The sequence below is a fragment of the Herbiconiux sp. J20-20 genome, assembly GCF_057365085.1.
Genome location: NZ_CP195122.1, coordinates 1,095,212 through 1,113,352, shown reverse-complemented (window position 1 = coordinate 1,113,352; position 18,141 = coordinate 1,095,212). Strand labels below are relative to the sequence as shown.

Sequence of the window (18,141 nt, the reverse complement as noted above, 5' to 3'; positions counted from 1 at the left end):
CAGCCTAGCGAGCGCCGCCCGGCGCGTCGCCTTGAGGGAATCCCCCAAGTGTCGGCCGATTCCTGGTGACCTTCCCACGGATGCCCCGCCCGAGCAGGCGCGCGAGCCCCCAGCCGGTCACCCGCCACATCGCCTCGAGCACGATTCGGGCGTTCATCTTGGAGGCGCCGTGCACGCGATCGTGGAACGTGATCGGGATCTCGGCGAGCCCGAAACCGGCCGCATCGACGCGGCGGGCGAGGTCGATCTGGAAGCAGTAGCCGTGCGATTGCACGACGTCGTCGACGGCGGCGTGCAGCGCGGCGGCGCGGTAGGCGCGGAATCCGGCGGTCGAGTCGCGCACGGTGAGCCCGAGCAGCACCCGGGCGTAGGTGTTGCCGGCTCGGCTGAGGACGCTGCGGTAGCGCGGCCAGTCGGCGATACCGCCGCCGGGGATCCAGCGCGAACCGATCACCAGACCGAGCGCGTCGTCGGAGAGCAGACGATCGCGGAGCGCGGGCAGGGCACTCGCCGGGTGCGAGCCGTCGGCATCCATCTCGATGATCACGTCGGCGGCGAGCGCCGGGTCGCGGAACACGGCGGCGAACCCGGCGAGGTAGGCGGCTCCGAGACCCTCGCGGCCGGCGCGATGCAGCACGTGAACGCGGTCGTCGTCGGCGGCGAGCTCGTCGGCGAGTCGTCCGGTGCCGTCGGGGCTGGCATCGTCGACGACGAGCAGCCGCGCTTGGGGGAGCGCCGCGAGCGCTGCGCCCACCACCGCCTGGAGGTTTTCGGCCTCATTGAACGTGGGCATGACGATGACGACGCGCGCGGGCGCGTCGGAGGCAGGCGAAGCCGTCATGGTTCGTCAACTTTACGCGGGGGCGCGCGGCTCCTCGTGCGCGCGCGATGTCGCTCTAGGCTGGCGGCATGACGAGTTGGCGCGCGTGTCGCGAAGTCGTGCCGGAGCTGCTCTGGCGTGACGAGAGCGCGTCGACGAACGCCGACCTGGTGACGCTCGCGGCGGCGACCGAGCTGGCCGAGTTCACGACGTTGCTGACCGACACGCAGACGGCCGGACGCGGGCGTCTCGACCGCAGCTGGGTGGCACCGCCCGGCGCGTCCCTCGCTATCTCGATCTATCTGCGCCCGCGGGACTCCCGTGGGGCGCCGCTGGGGCTGGAGCGCTTCAGCTGGATTCCGCTGGCGGCGGGCGTCGCCATGCACGAGGCGCTCGCCGCCGTGCTTCCGCAGCTCGACGCCGGACTCAAGTGGCCGAACGATGTGCTCGTCGACGGCCGAAAGCTGTGCGGGATCCTCGCCGAGCTCGTGCCGACAGGGGATGCCGCGGTGCTCGGTCTCGGCATCAACACCGCGATGACGGCGGCGCAGCTGCCCGTGCCGACCGCGACCTCGCTCGCGGTGCTCGGCGTGGAGGTGACCGACGAGCTCCTCGACGCGCTCGTGGCGGAGTACCTGCGTCGGCTCCGGGCACTCGTCGAGGCCTACGCGCGGGCCGATGGCGATGCCGAGGCGAGCGGGCTCGCCGAGCGGGCGACGGCCGTGTGCGCGACGCTCGGCCGCGCGGTGCGCGTCGAGCTGCCCGGGGATGCGCTGCTCGAAGGCACCGCGGTGGGCCTGGATGCTGCGGGACGACTGCGTGTCGCGCCCGCCGACGGCGCGGCGATCGTGGCCGTGGCCGCGGGCGATGTCACGCACGTGAGGCACCCGTTATGAGCACCGCCGAACCGGAGGTCGTCGTCGCGCGGCTGCGCTCGCACGGCCGTGCGCTGTTCTGGCCGAGCGTGCTGCTGGTCGTCGTCGCCGGCGCCACGAGCTTTTTCGCGGGCAACCTGCCCGAGCCCTGGTACGACACGGTGCTGTTCGCCGGCGCCGGGGTTCTCGTCGTCGTCGGGGTGCTCGTGCCGGTGGTCTCCTGGCTCAATCACAGCTACATCGTCACGACACGGCGTATCGTGGCGCGTCGCGGCGTGGTCGTGCGCACGCGGCAGGAGCTTCTGCACTCGCGCAGCTACGACGTCACCGTTCGCCAGGCCGGACTGCAGTTCGTGTTCGGCAGCGGCGACGTGCGCATCAACACCGGGTTGGAGCATCCGTTCGTGCTGCGCGACGTGCCGCACGCGGCGGTCGTGCAGTCAGCACTGAACGACCTCATGGAGGAAAGCCTCAACCCCATCGCGGCGAGGCGTCAGCAGGGCGAGGCGGGCTGAGATCCGGCTGGTCATCGGGGCCCGAGCGGTCGGGCAGAATAGGGCATTGTGAAGCTTTCGGTTATTGGTTGCGGTTATCTCGGCGCGGTTCATGCGGCAAGCATGGCGTCGCTCGGTCACACGGTCGTCGGCGTGGATGTCGACGTCAACAAGATCGAGATGCTCGCGAGCGGCACGGTGCCGTTCTATGAGCCCGGCTTCGACGAGCTGCTCCGCGAGCAGCTCGCGTCGGGCCGCCTGACGTTCTCGACCGACTTCGCGGCGATCGCCGACGCCGAGGTGCACTTCCTCGCGGTGGGCACCCCGCAGCGCGCCGACGGTCACGGCGCGAACCTGACCTACGTCGACGCGGCCTTCGAATCCGTGCTTCCCCACCTCGCCGAGGGCGCTCTCATCGCGGGCAAGTCGACGGTGCCGGTCGGCACCGCGGCGCGCCTGGACGCGATCGTGCGCGAGAAGGCGCCGCACGCGGCACTCGCCTGGAACCCCGAGTTCCTCCGCGAGGGCTTCGCGGTCGAGGACACGCTGCGCCCCGACCGACTCGTGTACGGAGTTCGCCCCGGCGACGAGGGCGCCTCCGCCGTCGCGCAGCTCGACGAGGTCTACGCGACCGCGATCGAGAGCGGCATCCCGCGTCTGGTGATGGACTTCGCCACCGCCGAGCTCGTCAAGGTCAGCGCCAACGCGTTCCTCGCGACCAAGATCTCGTTCATCAACGCGATGGCCGAGATCGCCGAGGTCACCGGCGCCGACGTCACGCAACTCGCCGACGCGATCGGCCACGATGCGCGCATCGGCCGTCGCTTCCTCAACGCCGGCATCGGCTTCGGCGGCGGCTGCCTGCCCAAGGACATCCGCGCCTTCTCGGCCCGCGCCGAGGAGCTCGGCGTCGGGCGCGCGGTCGGCTTCCTGCGCGAGGTCGACGAGATCAACATGCGTCGCCGCGATCGCGTGATCGAGCTCGCGCTGAACGCCTTCGATGGTGACCTGACCGGTCGCAAGGTGGCGGTGCTCGGGCTCGCCTTCAAGCCGGATTCGGACGACGTGCGCGATGCGCCGGCGCTTGACGTGGCCTACCGGCTGCACGACCTCGGCGCCGACGTGCGCGCGACCGACCCCGAGGCGATCGAGACGGCGCGCCGCGTCCACCCGGAGCTGAACTACGTCGCCGAGATCGACGACGCGCTGGACGGTGCCGAACTGGTCATCGTGGCGACGGAGTGGCGCAACTTCCGCGAGCTGGATGCGGCCGTGGCCGCCTCACGCGTCGCGCGGCCCCACATGATCGACGCCCGCAACTGCCTCGAGCCCGCGACGTGGCGCGCGGCCGGCTGGACCTTCCAGGGACTCGGCCGCCCGTAGCGCGGTCTCGCGCGGCTCGGACTCGGGCCGCGCGGGCGCGCCGCCGTACTCGGCCTGGTCGGGGAACAGCGCCGGCGCGGTGTCGGTGCGGTGCGGGGCGAACACCCACGCTCGGTAGAGGGCGAAGCGGAACGCGGTGCCGAGGCCGAGGCCGACGACGTTGCTGGCGATGTTGTCGGCGAGCACGCTCGTGAAGCCCAGCGCGTAGTGCGACACCCACAGACAGGCCAGCCCGATCAGCATGCCGCCGACGCTGACCAGCGCGAACTCGACGCCTTCGCGCACGAGCTGACGCCCCCGGTGCTCGCGGAAGGTCCAGAGCCGATTGCCGACCCAGTTCGCGGCGATCGCGATCGTCGTGGAGATGATCTTGGCGATCACGGGCCCCTCGTGCAGCTCATCGGGGCTCAGCACGGTGAGGCGCAGCAGGTTGAAGATGCCGATGTCGATGACGAGCCCGATCGCGCCCACGAGCCCGAAGCGCGTGAACTGTCCGAACAGCTTTCGCACGCGGCATTCCTCGCTTCGGGGTTGGCGCCCGATGCGGGCAACTAGGGTCGTAGAGGCGGCAGTCTAACCGGACTGCGTGGGGCGATCCTGGAGGAGTATCGGTGAGAGTCGGCGTGATCGGCGGCGGGCAGCTCGCCCGCATGATGGTGCCCCCGGCGGTGGCGCTGGGGATCGACATCCGGGTGCTGGCGGAGGCTCCGGGAATGTCGGCCGAGATCGCTGCAACGGCGGTCGGCGACTATCGGGATGCCGAGACCGTGTTGGCCTTCGCGGCCGAGGTCGACGTCATCACCTTCGATCACGAGCACGTGCCGCAGCCCGTCCTGGCCGAGCTGGTGGAGCGTGGGGTCTCGGTGCACCCGGGCCCGGTTCCGCTCGCTGTAGCGCAGGACAAGCTCTGGATGCGCGAGCGGCTGAGCGAGTTGGGCGCCCCGGTTCCCGACTGGGCCGCCGTGCACGACGAGGCGGAGCTGGCCGAGTTCCTGGAGGCGCACGGCGGCGCCGCGGTGGTGAAGACGCCGCGCGGTGGCTACGACGGCAAGGGCGTGCGCGTGGTGCGCAGCGCCGACGCGGTCGCCGACTGGTTCGCGGTGGTCGACGAGCACGCCTCGGGCGGGGCCCTGCTGGTCGAGGAGCTGGTCGACTTCCGGCGCGAGCTCGCCCAGCTGGTGGCACGCCGACCGAGCGGCGAGCTCGCGTCCTGGCCGCTGGTCGAGACGGTGCAGCGCGACGGGGTGTGCGCGGAGGTCACCGCGCCGGCTCCCGGCGCCTCGGCCGAGCTCATCGCTGAGGCCGCCGCGCTCGCGGAGACGATCGCCACCGGCCTCGACGTCACCGGCGTGCTCGCCGTGGAGTTGTTCGAGACCGCCGACGGCCGGCTGCTGGTCAACGAGCTCGCCATGCGCCCGCACAACACCGGCCACTGGACGATCGACGGCTGCGTGACCAGCCAGTTCGAGCAGCACCTGCGCGCGGTGCTCGATCTGCCGCTCGGCGACACGCGCCCGCACGCGGCGTGGAGCGTCATGGTCAACGTGCTCGGCGGCCCCGTCGGGGCCTCGATGCCGGAGCGCTACGGGGCGGCGCTCGCCGCCGAACCGGGCGTCAAGTTCCACTCCTACGGCAAGCCGTCGCGTCCCGGACGCAAGGTGGGGCATGTGACGGCGGTGGGCGACGACCTGGAGGCCGTCCGCGCCGGTGCGCGCGCCGCAGCAGGGTTCTTCGAGGGCTGAGTCGTAGCATGGGCGACGTGCCAGAAGTCAAGCCGCTCGTTGCCGTCGTCATGGGGTCCGACTCGGACTGGAACGTGATGAAGGATGCCGCCGCGGCGCTCGCCGAGTTCGACATCCCGCACGAGGTGGAGGTCGTCTCGGCGCACCGCACCCCGCACCGCATGATCGAGTTTGGCACCGAGGCGGCGGGCCGCGGCCTGCGCGCGATCATCGCGGGCGCCGGCGGTGCCGCGCATCTGCCGGGCATGCTCGCCTCGGTGACGACGCTGCCGGTGATCGGCGTGCCGGTGCCGCTGGCGAAGCTCGACGGTCTCGACTCGCTGCTGTCGATCGTGCAGATGCCGGCCGGGATCCCGGTGGCGACGGTGTCGATCGGCGGGGCGCGCAATGCGGGCCTGCTGGCCGCCCGCATGCTCGGCGCGACGGATGCGGCGCTCGCCGCCCGGCTCGCCGACTATGCCGCGAGCCTGGAGACCCTCGTCGCCGAGAAGAACGCGAAGCTCCAGCGCGAGCTGTGACGCGGACTTCGGCGTGAGCACCACCAGCCCCGTCCGCAACCCGGACCTTCGTTCCCCGGAGATCATGACGCGCCGCGCGTGGTGGCTCGTCGGACTGAACCTTCTCGTGCCCGGCTCGGCGCAGGTGCTCGCGGGCAGTCGTCGCGTCGGCCGCTTCGGCCTCGCCGCCACGATCGTGTCGTGGCTGCTGGCGCTGGGCGCGGTCGCGGTGTATCTGGTCGACCGCTCCCTCCTGATCGGACTGATCACCAGTCCGATCGCGCTCGGGGTCCTGGTGGTGGTGCTGGCGTTCTACGCGACGCTGTGGGTGGTGCTGACGCTCGACACGCTGCGTCTGGTGCGCTTCGTACGGGTGGCGGGTGCCGCCCGCGCCGGCGTCGCTCTGCTGGCCGTCAGCGGTCTGGTGATCGCCAGCGGCGGGGCCGGGTTCGCCGCGGTGAACGCCGTCTCGGCGATGTCGCTGCTGACCGGCACGTTCTCGAACGGCGAGATCGCCGAACCGGTCGACGGCCGGTACAACATCCTGCTGCTCGGCGGCGACGCGGGGCCGGATCGGGTGGGGCTGCGCCCCGACAGCATCTCGGTGGTCAGCATCGACGCGGCGAGCGGCGCGGTCACCATCTTCGGCGTTCCGCGCAACCTCGAGAATGCGCAGTTCTCGGCCGACTCCCCGATGCTCGAGGCATTCCCCGACGGCTACAACTGCGGCGTCGAGTGCCTGATCAGCTACCTGTACACCTACGGGCAGGAGCACCCGGAGCTGTATCCGGTTGCCGAGGCGGCCGGCAGCAACGCCGGCATCGAAGCGATGCGCGACGCCGTGTCGGGAACGCTCGGCCTCTCGCTGCAGTACTACGTGCTCATCGACATGGAGGGCTTCGAAGAGCTGATCGACGCGCTGGGCGGCATCGACATCGATGTCGCCGAGCGCCTGCCGATCGGCGCGAACACCTTCGATGACGGAACTCCCGCCGATCCGATCGGGTACATCGAGGCGGGGCGTCAGCACATGGACGGCGAGACGGCGCTCTGGTACGCGCGCACGCGGTACGGCTCCAACGACTACGAGCGCATGGAGCGTCAGCGCCAGGTGCAGGAGGCGATCCTCGCGCAGGCGAACCCCGCCAACGTGATCGTGAACTTCCGCGCGATCGCCGAAGCTGGCGGCGACGTGGTGTCGACCGACATCCCCTCCTCGATGCTGAGCTACTTCGCCGAACTCGCCGAGCTGTCGCGCGAGCAGCCGATCGCGACGGTCGACTTCGTTCCGCCGGAGTTCGATCCGGATGTCCCTGACATCGAGGCGATCCGGGAGCGCGTGGCCGAGGCTCTCGCCCCGGCGACGCCCGCGCCGGAGGAGTGACCGGCAGGTCGCACGAAGGTCAGCCGGAGAAGGTGCCGGCGCGCACCGCGGCCTCGAGGGCCGCACGCCATTCCCGCGGGGCCGCCAGCCCGGCCGCGGCCCAGGCATCGTGCCCGAGCACCGAGTACGCCGGTCGCGGCGCCGGGCGCGGGAACGCAGAGCTGTCGGTCGGCAGCACGCGCGCGGGGTCGAGCCCGTGGAGCTCGAACACCGCGCGTGCCAGGTCGAACCAGCTCGCCTGACCGGAGTTGGTGCCGTGATAGATGCCCGCGGGAGCCTCCGCGTCGATGAGAGCGACGATCGCGTCGGCGAGATCCCGGGTCCAGGTGGGCTGACCCAGCTGATCGGTCACGACGCTGACGGTGTCGCGATCGGCGGCGAGGCGCAGCATGGTGGCGGGGAAGCTGGCGCCGTGACGACCGTAGAGCCATGCCGTGCGCACGAGGTGCGCGGCGGGGTGATGCTCCTGGACGAGTTCTTCGCCGCGCGCCTTGGTGCGGCCGTAGGCGCTCTGCGGGTCGCGCGGTGCGGACTCGGAGTAGGGGCTGCTGGCGTCGCCGCGGAACACGTAGTCGGTCGACACCTGCACGAACCGGGCGCCGACCGCGGCTGCCGCGGCTGCGAGGTTGCCGGCGCCGGTGGCGTTGATCGCGAAGGCGGCATCTTCGTCGCTCTCGGCGTCGTCGACCCGGGTGTAGGCCGCCGCGTTGATGACGACCTGGTGGCCGTCGACGGCGCGACGGCACGCCTCGACGTCGGTGATGTCGAGGTCAGTGCGCATCGCGGGTGTGACGGAACGGCCCTCGAGGGTTGCCTGCAGATCGCGCCCGAGCATCCCGCCCGCGCCGGCGATGAACCACCGCACCGCCGAGCTCACTGGCCCTGCGCGCGGTAGCGGGCTTCGACGCCGTCCTTCTGCGGTGCCCACCAGGCCTCGTTGGCGCGATACCACTCGATCGTGGCGGCGAGTCCGGCCTCGAAGTTGTCGAAGCGGGGCAGCCAGCCGAGCTCGGTGCGGAGCTTGGTGGAGTCGATTGCGTAGCGCAGGTCGTGGCCGGGGCGATCGGTGACCAGATCGTAGGCGTCGGCGGGCTGGCCCATCAGCTCCAGGATCAGCTCGACGACGGTGCGGTTGTCCTTCTCGCCGTCGGCGCCGATCAGGTACGTCTCGCCGATGACGCCGCGCTCCAGGATGGTGAGCACCGCCGCGGAGTGGTCTTCGGCGTGGATCCAGTCGCGCACGTTGTGCCCGGAGCCGTAGAGCCGCGGCCGCTCGCCGCGGATCACGTTGGTGATCTGGCGCGGGATGAACTTCTCGACGTGTTGATAGGGCCCGTAGTTGTTGGAGCAGTTCGAGATGGTCGCCTGGATGCCGAAGGAGCGCACCCACGCCCGCACCAGGAGGTCGCTGCCCGCCTTCGTCGACGAGTACGGGCTCGACGGGTTGTAGGGCGTCGCCTCGGTGAAGCGCTCGGGATCGTCGAGTTCGAGGTCGCCGAACACCTCGTCGGTGGAGATGTGGTGGAATCGCGTGCCGTGGCGACGCGCGGCCTCCAACAGGGTGAACGTGCCGACGATGTTGGTGTCGAGGAAGGGCCGCGGGTCGTGCAGCGAGTTGTCGTTGTGGCTCTCGGCGGCGAAGTGGACGAGGGCGTCGTGGCGCGGCATCAGCTCGTCGACGAGCGCCGCGTCGCCGATGTCGCCCAGCACGAACTCGAAGCGATCCTCGGGAAGACCGTCGAGCGAGGCGCGGCTGGCGGCATAGGTCAGCTTGTCGAGCACCGTGACGCGGTGGTCGCTGTGCGCGAGCACATGGTGCACGAAGTTCGAACCGATGAATCCGGCGCCACCGGTGACGAGCAATTTCACGAGTTCAGCCTACCGGCGAGGCTCAGAACCGGTCCGCCTCGAAGCCGACGTCGATGGCGACGAGCCCGCCGAGCATGTTGATCGCCGTCTGATCGTGGGAACCGAAGAAGAGCTGCTCGACTCGGTCGATGAGCTCGGGGCGCACCACGCGGCGGCCGCGGAGCCGGCGCAGGCTCTCGCGCAGCATCAGCGGGAGGCTCTCGTTGTTGCGCGAGCAGCTGTAGGCGTCGAAGTGGTGCAGCGGATTGCGGGGGAGCTCGACGCCGTCGGGCACCGCCACGAGCGGGTCGAAGCCCTTCAGCCCGTACATGCGGTCGCGGCGCGCGCGGCGCAGGAGCTTGCCGTCGAGGTCGGGATCGAGGCCGACCAGGTCGGGGAAGAGGTCGGCGGGCAGCGAGCGCACCAGTCGCATCCAGCGGTTCTGTCCGGCCAGCTCGTCGGGGGTGCGGTTGAACCAGTATCCGAGCCAGCGCGGGTCCTCGTAGGGGGTCACGAAGGTCGCGGCGGCAGAGGGTGTCGGCTTGAGCCGCGACTCCTGGCGGTACCCGAGGTCGATCTGGCGGTAGGTGTCGAGCTCGTAGTCGTCCGAGACGGCCGCCGTCGGAACGAGGCTCCGGACGAGGCGCGGCGACATCAGCGACTGCAGCGAGAAGCCGTCGTTGCGCAGGGCGAACGCATCACGGGGGTCTTCGACGGCCGCCCCGGGCCGCTTCTCGCGGTTGTCGCCGGAGATCACGTCGTTGAGGTAGCCGTTGACGTCGCGGCGGCCGGGGTGGCGCTCATCGAACACGAGGCGGGTGATCGCCAGGGGTGTCAGCTGCAGATTGGCGCTGATCCGCGCGTAAGCGTCGAGCGTGTCGAGACTCCACTCCCAGGTGTTGGTGTCGATCATCTCGATCTCGAGGCCGCTGTGCGCGCGCACATACTCGACGACGTCGTAGTCGATGTTGCCGTGCTGGCCGATCGAGTACATCGTCGCGGTCTCGCCGAGCTCGCGCAGTGCGTAGGTCAGCGGGCGCGAGTCGAAGCCCCCGCTGATGCCCTGCGTGAGCGGACCGTCGCCCGAGGCGGCGAGCGCGTCGCGGACGACGGTGACCAGGAGCTCCGTGAGCTCGGCGTCGCTCAGGTCGTCGCCGCCGCGCGTGTCGGCCCAGTCGCGCCGCGCTGCGTCGGCGACGGCGATGCCCGTGGCCGCGGCGGCCTCGTCGACGAACAGCCCGAGGGCGGCGAATCGCAGCAGTGCCTCGTTGCGGGCGTGCTCGCCGATCAGGAACCACGGCGCGTCGGAGCGAGACAGCCGCGGCGTGCGAGGAAAGCGCTCGAGCGGATGGCGGCGGCTAGACATCGGTCATCACGCGTCGAACCTACCGGTAGGTGGGCATCGAGCTCAGCGGCCATGGTGCGAAGGCTCGGGTCGCCGCGTCGGGCCGCGGCCAGATCGAAGGCGTGTCGAATCCCCACGCCCTCGCCGCCAGTCGGTTCCCGGGTGCAACCACTACGCCGGCAGCGACGCGGGCTCCTTCTCCTCGGCGCCGATCGCCTTCTTCTGCCACCGCCACTGCGCCCCGACGCTGGCGACGAGGGCGGCAAGGGCGAGCGGGAGCACCTGAATGATCATCCGGGTGAGGGAGTCTGCTTCGGCGAATCGGTACGCGGCGTCGCGGAGGTACGCGAGGAGGTACGCAAGCGGGATGAACGTCGTGACGGCGTAGCGGAGATACAGTCGCGAGGGCATCTTCGTCACCAGGATCACAACGGCAGCGAGCGCGATCGTGACGGCGAACGCGGGCCCCCACCCTCCGAGCATCACGTTCTGCCATGTCGCCTTGAGCGAGGCGGTGAGCACCTGCGGCTCGCGCACCGCGAGGCCGATCAGAGCGAGCCAGAGCAGAGCTTCAGTCGCGAGCAGCCAGACCTTGGCTCGCCCGTCCACCCAGTTGCGCCCGACCAGAGGGATCACGGCGAGCGCGACGACGCCTGCCGCGATCATGCCCATCATGGAACGCGTCAACTCGCCCGCGATGACGTACGTGACGCTGGCGAGCCAGATCTGCCAGACGAGGATGGCCACACCCAGAGCGCCGAGCAGGAGCCGTCGCTCGCGAGTTGAACGCGAGCTGTCGAGCAGCGTGGGAAGGAGCGCCAGCCCCGCAATGATCGAGCCTTCGGGGCGAGTGACGACCATCGCCGCGACCATCAGGGCCTGCACGACCGTTGCGGCGCGGCTGGAGATCATCGGCGATGAGGTTGCGACGAGCCACGAGAGCCCGGCGAGGACGAGAACGCAGACGCCGAACAGCAGGTGGCCGTTGAGGTAGAACGCGTGGAACCACACTCGATTGATCGAGAGCAAGGCCGCCACGGTGGCGGTCGCCAGGACCACAGTCGCCCAGGTCGGGAAGCTCGCTCGGCGCGCGGACGCGACCGCGATCGCGACGAGCACGGCAACGCATCCCGCGGCGATCATCGGGGTGACGCTGACAAGGAAGTCCTCGCCGAGCAGGCCAGCGGGCGAGTGAAGGACTCCGAGCGCGAGCTGGCGCTTCTCGAGCTGGAAGAACGAAACGCCCTCGATCAGGCTGCCGTTCTGCAGCAGCAGACCGATGGTCAGGTACTCGAACGTGTCGGAGTGCACATTGATGCGGTCGATCGCGGCAAAGGCCGCGGCCAGGGCCGTGCCGGCTGCGACCACCAACGCGGCCGAACGAAGTTCGGGCGCTGAGATCGCGCGGCGGCGAGCAACAGCCGCGAACGCCGGGATGAACGATGTGAGGAGCAGGGTGGCGACGGGCCACTGCTGAAGGGTGAGGATCGCCTGTGCCGACCCGACTGTGATCATCACAGCGAGTCCGGTCGGGATGGTCAGTGCGATCAGCGCCAGCCGGCTGCGCACTCCCGCGGCGAGCAGCGTGAGCACCCCACCAGTGAGAATGGCGACCGCGGTCACGAGTTCGATGATCACAGGCCGTACTCCTCGGCTAGGGCGTCAGGGATCAGCCGACGATCGACGAGAAGCCACTCGAACTCGGCGAGTTCAAGGAGCACGATCGTCTCGGGGTTGTCGTCCAGGACCGCAAGAACGTAGCTGCCTCGCCCATCCGCGTAGGCCCCTTCTGCGGCGACGAACTCGTCGAGTTCGAGTTCAGCGGCGATCGCGACGGAGTCGTAGTCGAACGACTCGAACGTCGAGGCGCGGGCAAGGCCGAGGATGCGACCGGTGATGTTCCCCTTGAACGGCGTGGGGCTCACGAATGCGGCGCCGGCGGCGTGCTCAGAAAGCGCAAAGTAGACGCCGTACCGGGCGGTTGAGAACGACGCGCGTTCGACGTCGCCGCCGTTGTCGACGAAGCCGGCCCGCCACGAACTGTCGACGCGATCGTCGGCGGCGACGAATCCTGTCGCGTTCGCGACCGTTGCTCCGGCGAGGAGCGCAATCACGAGAACGGGGATCGCGCTCAGCACGCGCGGGGAAGTCGTCATACCAGTCTGCAGCTCTCCTCGATTGGACCAACCGCTACTGTAGCCGCCGCCGTGCGCGATCGTGGCTGCAAGGATGCCCGGTACGCTTGCATCCGGGGCAGGTAGCCCTCCGACAGCTTTTCAGAGGTGCGCCATGAAGGTCTTCGTGCAGGTCCCCTGCCTCAACGAGGAAGAGACTCTCCCGCTGGTTCTGTCCAGCATCCCTCGCGAGATCGAGGGCGTCGACGAGCTTCATCTTCTGGTGGTGGACGACGGGTCCAGCGATCGCACGGTGGAGGTCGCGCGCGAGCACGGCGTGACTCACTTCGTGCACCATGTTCGCAATCGCGGCCTTGCCCGCTCCTTTGCCGACGGCGCGAACTACGCACTCGCCCACGGCGCCGACATCCTGGTCAACACGGACGGCGACAACCAGTACCCACAGGATCGGATTCCTGACCTCATCGCGCCAGTGCTGCGCGGCGAAGCCGACATCGTGGTGGGCGACCGTCAGACCTCGACGATCGCCCACTTCTCGCCGCTGAAGAAGCTGCTGCAGCGGATGGGAAGCTGGGTCGTCAACAAGGCCGCCGGCACGAACGTGCCGGACGCCGCGAGCGGCTTCCGCGCGTACTCTCGCGAAGCGCTGTTCAAGCTCAACATCGTGACCGAGTTCAGCTACTGCATGGAGACCATCATCCAGGCTGGGCACAAGCGCCTGAAGGTGGCAAGCGTCCCGATCGTCACGAACCCGAAGACGCGCGAGTCGCGACTTTTCTCCTCGATGTGGCAGCACATCCTCGAGTCGGGTCGCGCCATCGTCCGCAGCTACCTGATGTTCCGCCCGCTGGCGTTCTTCGTGCCGCTCGGCGTGGTGTTCCTCATCGGCTCCGCGATCCCCTTCGTGCGCTACCTCGTGCTGTGGCTGAGCGACACGGCCGGCGACCACATCCAGTCGTTGATCCTCGGCAGCGCATTGCTTGTCGGGGGGCTGCTCAGCTTCGCACTCGGGCTCTTGGCGGACCTCCTGCGGATCAACCGCGTCCTGCTTGAAGACGGGCTCGAACGGTCGAAGCGCCTGCAGTACGACGCGCGCTGACCCGCGGGCGCTACGCGCGGGGTGAGCGGCGAGCCACCTCGGCGATCAGGTCTGCCTGAGACAGCGACAGCTCCTTGACCGAAGGCAGAGCGCCGGCGATCGCCGAGCGCACGTCGGCATCGTGCTCGGCGAGCCGGCCCAGCTCGGAGGTGATCTTGTCGGCCGAGAACTCGTCGCTGCCGAACGCCCACTCGCTGAGCCCGAAGAGGTCAAGGACCTCTTTGTACTTGTGGCTCCACCCGATCACGACGGTCGGGACCGCCATCGAGAGGCTCGAGATCATGGCGTGGAATCGGCTCGTGACGAAACGAGTGCACAGGCCGATCAGGTAGCGCAGCTGTTGGGAGCTCAGGTCATCCTCGACGAACAGCACGTTCTCGCTGACGCCGACCTGCTCCGCGATGACGCGGCACAGCGGCAGGTCGTTGTTGTGGGTCTTGTCGGTGTTCACCCGCACGCTGTGCGGGATGATGGCGACCCGGTGGCCCTTGGCGAGTTCGGCACGGATCGCCTCGACGATTCCGCCCACGTAGTCGCCGCCGCGGGCATCGACCTTCTTCTGCATGACGACGCTCGGCGAGAAACCGATGACCGGAGCCCCGGCCTCGAAAAAGCTCAGATCGACGAGGCGCTCGACCTCCGCCCGCTCTGTCCCGTCCAGCTCAAGCGAGAAGGCGTAGTCGGCCCCGCGGGCGGTATTCGTGAGCCCCAGGCCGTCCGCGAAGTCGTGCGTGATGGCGCCGCGCGTCACGATCAGCTCGGCCTTCGGGAGGAAGACCTTCGACACGGCGCGATTGAGCTTGCCCGTGAACGGGCCGATCGCCTGGGCGCACTTGATCACCGGCGTCTGCGTGTTGAGCGCAGGGAGGATGGAGGCCACGTTGTACAGCAGGAACTTCTCGCGACCATCCGAGAAGGTGATGCCGCCCTGGTCGAGCAGCGCCGCGGCACGCGTGAGGGCGCGGATCGACGCGGATCGCTTGCGGAGAAGCGGCCGAACCGGGGGAAGCACGCGGTAGGTCAGCGCGAGCAGGTTGATCGTCACTCCCAGTTGGCGCGGGGTGGCAGGAACGATTTCCACATTGTGGTTCCGGTTGAGTCGGGCGTCCTCGCGCGGGTACATGCTGAACAGCGTGAAGGTCGGGTCGTCGACGCGTTCGCTCAGCGTGGCGATCGAGCTCTCGAGCATGGCGGCGGCACCCTTGTTGCCCGCCAGGGCCGATCCGATAATGACGAAGTGGGTCATGCGGGTCTCTCTGGTGGTGGTCGTGGCGCCGACGCGGGCGCCCGTGAACAGATTAGGCCAGCTTCGGCGCCGACGTTTCCTCAGTCCGGTGTGGAGCTGCCTACCGGCGAAGCGCCGGGGGTGCGGGGCCGGAGAGCGAAGTACGCGGCCGCGACGAAGCCGTCGGCGAGCGTCGCGTAGAGGCGCGCGAGGACGGACAGCACGATCGCATCCGCGACGGGAAGGTACTGCGACGCGATGAGGACGATGACAGCTTCTCGTACCCCGAGCCCGGACGGCACGAAGATCGCCAAGATCCCGATCGCGCCCGCCAGAACATACGCGGCGGCGAGCGGGAGAACTGCCTCCGCGGGCACGTCGGTGATGTCGGTGGCGATGAGGACGAAGCCCGCGCCGTTGAGCAATCTCGGGACCGTGTAGCCGGCGATGAGACCGAGAGTCCGTCCTGTTGGCAAGAACAGACCCGGATCGACATCGCGCCGGAGCACTCGCCGCGCCACCCACACCGTGAGCGGCCGGAATACCGGGCCGATGGCCACGATCGCGAGCGGGACGAGCACCAGAAGCGGCAGCACGAGCGTCACGGGGTTGTCAAGGAACAGCTCGCCGCCGAGCGACAGAAGCAGAATGATGACCGACGGAACGATCGACGCGATCTGCAGGAAGACGTTCTCGTAGATGAAGGACACGCTGACGAGCGCTCGGCTGATGCCGCGTTTGGTGGCCCACAGCACTTTGTTCGCGAACGAACCGAGCTGGCCCGGGATGTACTTGAGAACCCACGAGAGGCAGTGCGTGGCGATCGCGTCTCGGCTCGTGAACTCGGCGTTCGGATCCATCGCTCGCATCGTCGCGCCCCAGAGCCACCCGGAGACGAGCACCGCCGCCACCCAGATCGTCACTCCCAGGATGGTGGCGGGGCCGATCGTGATCTCGATGTCCTGGACACGGTCCCAATTGGCGATCAGCGAATTGGCGAAGAACCACACGACGACGCCGATGACGATCGCGCTGAGGGAGTACCGCAGCACGGAGCGCGCGTTGGCCGAGCGGAAGGCCACCACTCAGCCCAGTCGGTTGTAGTTGCGGATGGTGCCGAGCTCCTTCTTGACCGACCGCGGGATGACCCCCAGCGGGTCCGCGTAGCCGACCGCGATCAGCATCACCACGCGATCTGTTGTGCGCAGACCCAAGGTCTTCTCCATGCGACGTTCGAGAGGCTCGAAGTCGGGCCAGTTGATGACGCTCGACGAGAGCCCTTCCGTCTCAAGAGCCAGCATGAACGCCATCGCGGCGAGCGACGCATCGATGTAGATCGCGTGCCGGTCGCGCGGACTGAAGTAGGAGTCGAGCTTGCCGATGACGGTGATGATGACCGGGATGTTCTGCGAGTAGCCCGCAGCGCCGAACGGGATCCCTGCAACCTTTCGGACGAGTTCCGGCTCATCGAAGATGCGGAACTCGTACGGAAGTCGGTTGCATGCGGTTGGCGACTGGACTCCGACCGCGAGGGCCGCGTCGATCTTCTCGCGCTCGACGGGGCGCTGCTCGAACCAGCGCACCGAACGCCGTCGCATCGCCAACTGGCTCAGCTGCTCCAGGGTCACCGACGACTCGATGCTCTCCTGGCGAGTGAACGGCGCAAGCGCGTGCCCCTCGTGCTCGATCGGCGACAGACTGGCGAAGCGCGCGCGCGCATCGTCGAGCGCGGGAGCGGACCCGGTGCACGCGGCGAAGTAGGCGTCCAGAACATCGTGCGCCCACCTCAGTTCGCTGGAATCCATCTCCGAAGTCCCCAGGCGGCTCTGCTCGTGCGCGTGCTCGTAGAACTCGATCGTTTCACCGATGTAGTCCAGCGCGAAGACATCGCGCCGCGGCCGCATCGTGAGTCCCTTTTCCAAGCGGTGGATGTTTCGGCGGAGTTCGACGCTGCTTCGCCGGGAGCGGCTGCGCTTGTTCCGGTAGTAGTCGCGTCGACCGCGCACGACGGCGGCTTGCTCGCGATTGAAGCTCACCGGCCAGACGAAGTACAGCAGGTGTGTGAGCACGCGGCTCGAGCCGAAGACCTCAAGGGTGACAGTGTTCACGACTTCGTAGCTGCGGCGAATCCACGTGATTGCGAGCAAAGTCTTTGCGAGGTTTTTGAGACGACTGAGCATGAGGGGGTCCTTCGGCGCGATGACGGCGTGTGGCACGCACGACGTGCAGAGCCTAGCCGACGCGGGAACCGCGGTCCTCCTGCCCGAGGCGTCGACGCCGTAGGGTGAGAGCCATGTCGTCTCGTCGTTTTCAGCAGCTGCTCGCCGTCGCCGCCGTCGGGCTCGCGCTCGGCGCGGCAGCCGCGATCGCCGGGGGCGCTACCGGCGCTTCGCTCCTTCGCACGCTCGGCTGGCTGGTGGTGGCGGCCGTGCTCGCGGGGCTCCTCGTCGTCGCAATCGTGATCGCCATTCGGGTCGAGTCGCGGGTGGCCGCGAACGCGCGCGGGGTCGAAATCCTTCAGGCCGATCTCAAGCGAGTTCGTCGCCTGCTGAGCAGTGAACCCGGCTCCCTTCAGAGCAGGCTTCGGCACGATGTGCTTCGCGACGCCTCGGCGCTGCGCACCCTGCACGACAGCTTTCCGAGCGAGGCGGAGCACGTCCCGCTCACGAGCTACTCCGCGCTTCCCGGCACGGCACTGCTGCTGACCGAGTACGTGCGCGAACTGCCATCCGGCTCCACGGTGCTCGAGCTCGGGAGTGGCGCCACGACCCTCTGGATGGCGCTCGCCGCCGCTCGTCGCGGTGGCGATGTCCGAATCGTGTCGCTCGACACCTCGGAGGAGTGGGCCGAGGTGACACTGCGCGCGCTTGAGCGAAATGGCGTGGCTGACCGGGTTGAGCTCCGGATCGCCCAGCTGTCACCGGTGGCGACCGCCGAGGGGCAGCAGCTCTGGTACGACGAATCCGGATGGGGTGACCTCACCGAGATCGCATTGCTGTTTGTTGATGGGCCTCCCGGTTCCACGGGGCCGCTCGCGAGGTACCCCGCTCTCGAGCTGCTCGGGAATCGGCTCGCTCCGGGTGCCACGATCGTCATCGACGATGTCGATCGCCCAGACGAGCGCGAGATGGTCGAACGCTGGCTGGCAGCCGAGCTTCCGGCGGGCACGGTCGTTGCGCGCGAGCAGCGGGAGCGCACCGCGAGCCTCACGTTGCGGGCCTGAACTGGCGGAGGTGTCGTGCGCACTGCCGAAGCGAGCACGCCAACGAGAGCGGTGCCGTCGGTTGTTAGGCT

At 69.1% G+C, this 18,141-nt stretch carries 18 protein-coding genes; 8 read left to right on the top strand and 10 right to left on the bottom strand.

What is annotated here, in order from left to right:
• Nucleotides 1-4: 4 nt before the first annotated feature.
• Nucleotides 5-841, bottom strand: a complete 837-nt coding sequence (locus ACR3ZA_RS05395; protein WP_473660882.1) for a glycosyltransferase — start codon at nt 839-841, stop codon at nt 5-7.
• Nucleotides 842-909: 68 nt separating this feature from the next.
• Here ACR3ZA_RS05395 and ACR3ZA_RS05390 point away from each other — a divergent pair, with 68 nt between their 5' ends.
• From ACR3ZA_RS05390 to ACR3ZA_RS05380, 3 genes are read left to right on the top strand one after another with little or no spacing between them, the layout of a single operon-like run.
• The gene (locus ACR3ZA_RS05390) at nt 910-1,716 is read left to right on the top strand and encodes a biotin--[acetyl-CoA-carboxylase] ligase (RefSeq protein ID WP_473660880.1); all 807 of its coding nucleotides are present in this window, start codon (nt 910-912) and stop codon (nt 1,714-1,716) included.
• Nucleotides 1,713-2,210, top strand: a complete 498-nt coding sequence (locus ACR3ZA_RS05385) for a PH domain-containing protein (RefSeq protein WP_473660878.1) — start codon at nt 1,713-1,715, stop codon at nt 2,208-2,210. Before ACR3ZA_RS05390 ends, ACR3ZA_RS05385 begins: the two co-directional genes overlap by 4 nt.
• A 48-nt stretch (nt 2,211-2,258) precedes the next feature.
• Nucleotides 2,259-3,572, top strand: a complete 1,314-nt coding sequence (locus ACR3ZA_RS05380) for a nucleotide sugar dehydrogenase (RefSeq protein WP_473660876.1) — start codon at nt 2,259-2,261, stop codon at nt 3,570-3,572.
• Here the strand turns inward: ACR3ZA_RS05380 and ACR3ZA_RS05375 are convergent.
• A complete protein-coding gene (locus tag ACR3ZA_RS05375) occupies nt 3,471-4,082 on the bottom strand; it encodes a GtrA family protein (protein ID WP_473660874.1) in 612 nt (203 codons plus the stop codon). The genes ACR3ZA_RS05380 and ACR3ZA_RS05375 overlap by 102 nt on opposite strands.
• A gap of 140 nt (nt 4,083-4,222) precedes the next feature.
• On the opposite strand from ACR3ZA_RS05375, the gene ACR3ZA_RS05370 reads away from it, so the two are divergent.
• From ACR3ZA_RS05370 to ACR3ZA_RS05360, 3 genes are read left to right on the top strand one after another with little or no spacing between them, the layout of a single operon-like run.
• On the top strand, nt 4,223-5,314 hold the full coding sequence (locus ACR3ZA_RS05370; RefSeq protein WP_473662281.1) for a 5-(carboxyamino)imidazole ribonucleotide synthase: 1,092 nt from the start codon (nt 4,223-4,225) through the stop codon (nt 5,312-5,314).
• 8 nt (nt 5,315-5,322) lie between these two features.
• Nucleotides 5,323-5,832, top strand: a complete 510-nt coding sequence (purE, locus tag ACR3ZA_RS05365) for a 5-(carboxyamino)imidazole ribonucleotide mutase (RefSeq protein ID WP_473660872.1) — start codon at nt 5,323-5,325, stop codon at nt 5,830-5,832.
• A 13-nt stretch (nt 5,833-5,845) separates the two neighbouring features.
• Nucleotides 5,846-7,195 (top strand): LCP family glycopolymer transferase, encoded by a 1,350-nt coding sequence (locus ACR3ZA_RS05360; protein ID WP_473660869.1) that lies wholly within the window; start codon nt 5,846-5,848, stop codon nt 7,193-7,195.
• Between the two features lie 19 nt (nt 7,196-7,214).
• Here ACR3ZA_RS05360 and rfbD read toward each other — a convergent pair whose 3' ends face one another.
• From rfbD to ACR3ZA_RS05335, 5 genes are all read right to left on the bottom strand, one after another.
• Complete coding sequence (gene rfbD, locus ACR3ZA_RS05355) at nt 7,215-8,060, bottom strand: dTDP-4-dehydrorhamnose reductase (RefSeq protein WP_473660867.1); 846 nt, start codon at nt 8,058-8,060, stop codon at nt 7,215-7,217.
• Nucleotides 8,061-8,068: 8 nt separating this feature from the next.
• The gene (gene rfbB / locus ACR3ZA_RS05350) at nt 8,069-9,064 is read right to left on the bottom strand and encodes a dTDP-glucose 4,6-dehydratase (RefSeq protein ID WP_473660865.1); all 996 of its coding nucleotides are present in this window, start codon (nt 9,062-9,064) and stop codon (nt 8,069-8,071) included.
• A 22-nt stretch (nt 9,065-9,086) separates the two neighbouring features.
• Nucleotides 9,087-10,409 (bottom strand): hypothetical protein, encoded by a 1,323-nt coding sequence (locus ACR3ZA_RS05345; protein ID WP_473660863.1) that lies wholly within the window; start codon nt 10,407-10,409, stop codon nt 9,087-9,089.
• Between the two features lie 150 nt (nt 10,410-10,559).
• On the bottom strand, nt 10,560-12,026 hold the full coding sequence (locus ACR3ZA_RS05340; protein WP_473660861.1) for a hypothetical protein: 1,467 nt from the start codon (nt 12,024-12,026) through the stop codon (nt 10,560-10,562).
• Nucleotides 12,023-12,544, bottom strand: coding sequence for a hypothetical protein (locus ACR3ZA_RS05335; RefSeq protein WP_473660859.1), 522 nt, complete (start codon nt 12,542-12,544; stop codon nt 12,023-12,025). Before ACR3ZA_RS05335 ends, ACR3ZA_RS05340 begins: the two co-directional genes overlap by 4 nt.
• Nucleotides 12,545-12,677: 133 nt before the next feature.
• Here ACR3ZA_RS05335 and ACR3ZA_RS05330 point away from each other — a divergent pair, with 133 nt between their 5' ends.
• Nucleotides 12,678-13,622: a glycosyltransferase family 2 protein gene (locus tag ACR3ZA_RS05330; protein WP_473551397.1), complete on the top strand. Its 945-nt coding sequence runs from the start codon at nt 12,678-12,680 to the stop codon at nt 13,620-13,622.
• Between the two features lie 10 nt (nt 13,623-13,632).
• Here ACR3ZA_RS05330 and ACR3ZA_RS05325 read toward each other — a convergent pair whose 3' ends face one another.
• From ACR3ZA_RS05325 to ACR3ZA_RS05315, 3 genes are all read right to left on the bottom strand, one after another.
• The gene (locus ACR3ZA_RS05325) at nt 13,633-14,868 is read right to left on the bottom strand and encodes a polysaccharide pyruvyl transferase family protein (RefSeq protein WP_473551393.1); all 1,236 of its coding nucleotides are present in this window, start codon (nt 14,866-14,868) and stop codon (nt 13,633-13,635) included.
• Between the two features lie 80 nt (nt 14,869-14,948).
• Entirely contained in the window at nt 14,949-15,899 is a 951-nt protein-coding gene (locus ACR3ZA_RS05320) for a lysylphosphatidylglycerol synthase domain-containing protein (RefSeq protein WP_486179543.1), read from the bottom strand.
• Between the two features lie 33 nt (nt 15,900-15,932).
• On the bottom strand, nt 15,933-16,955 hold the full coding sequence (locus tag ACR3ZA_RS05315; RefSeq protein ID WP_473660855.1) for a nitroreductase family protein: 1,023 nt from the start codon (nt 16,953-16,955) through the stop codon (nt 15,933-15,935).
• A gap of 185 nt (nt 16,956-17,140) precedes the next feature.
• Here ACR3ZA_RS05315 and ACR3ZA_RS05310 point away from each other — a divergent pair, with 185 nt between their 5' ends.
• Nucleotides 17,141-18,070: a class I SAM-dependent methyltransferase gene (locus tag ACR3ZA_RS05310; RefSeq protein ID WP_473660853.1), complete on the top strand. Its 930-nt coding sequence runs from the start codon at nt 17,141-17,143 to the stop codon at nt 18,068-18,070.
• Nucleotides 18,071-18,141 lie beyond the last annotated feature (71 nt).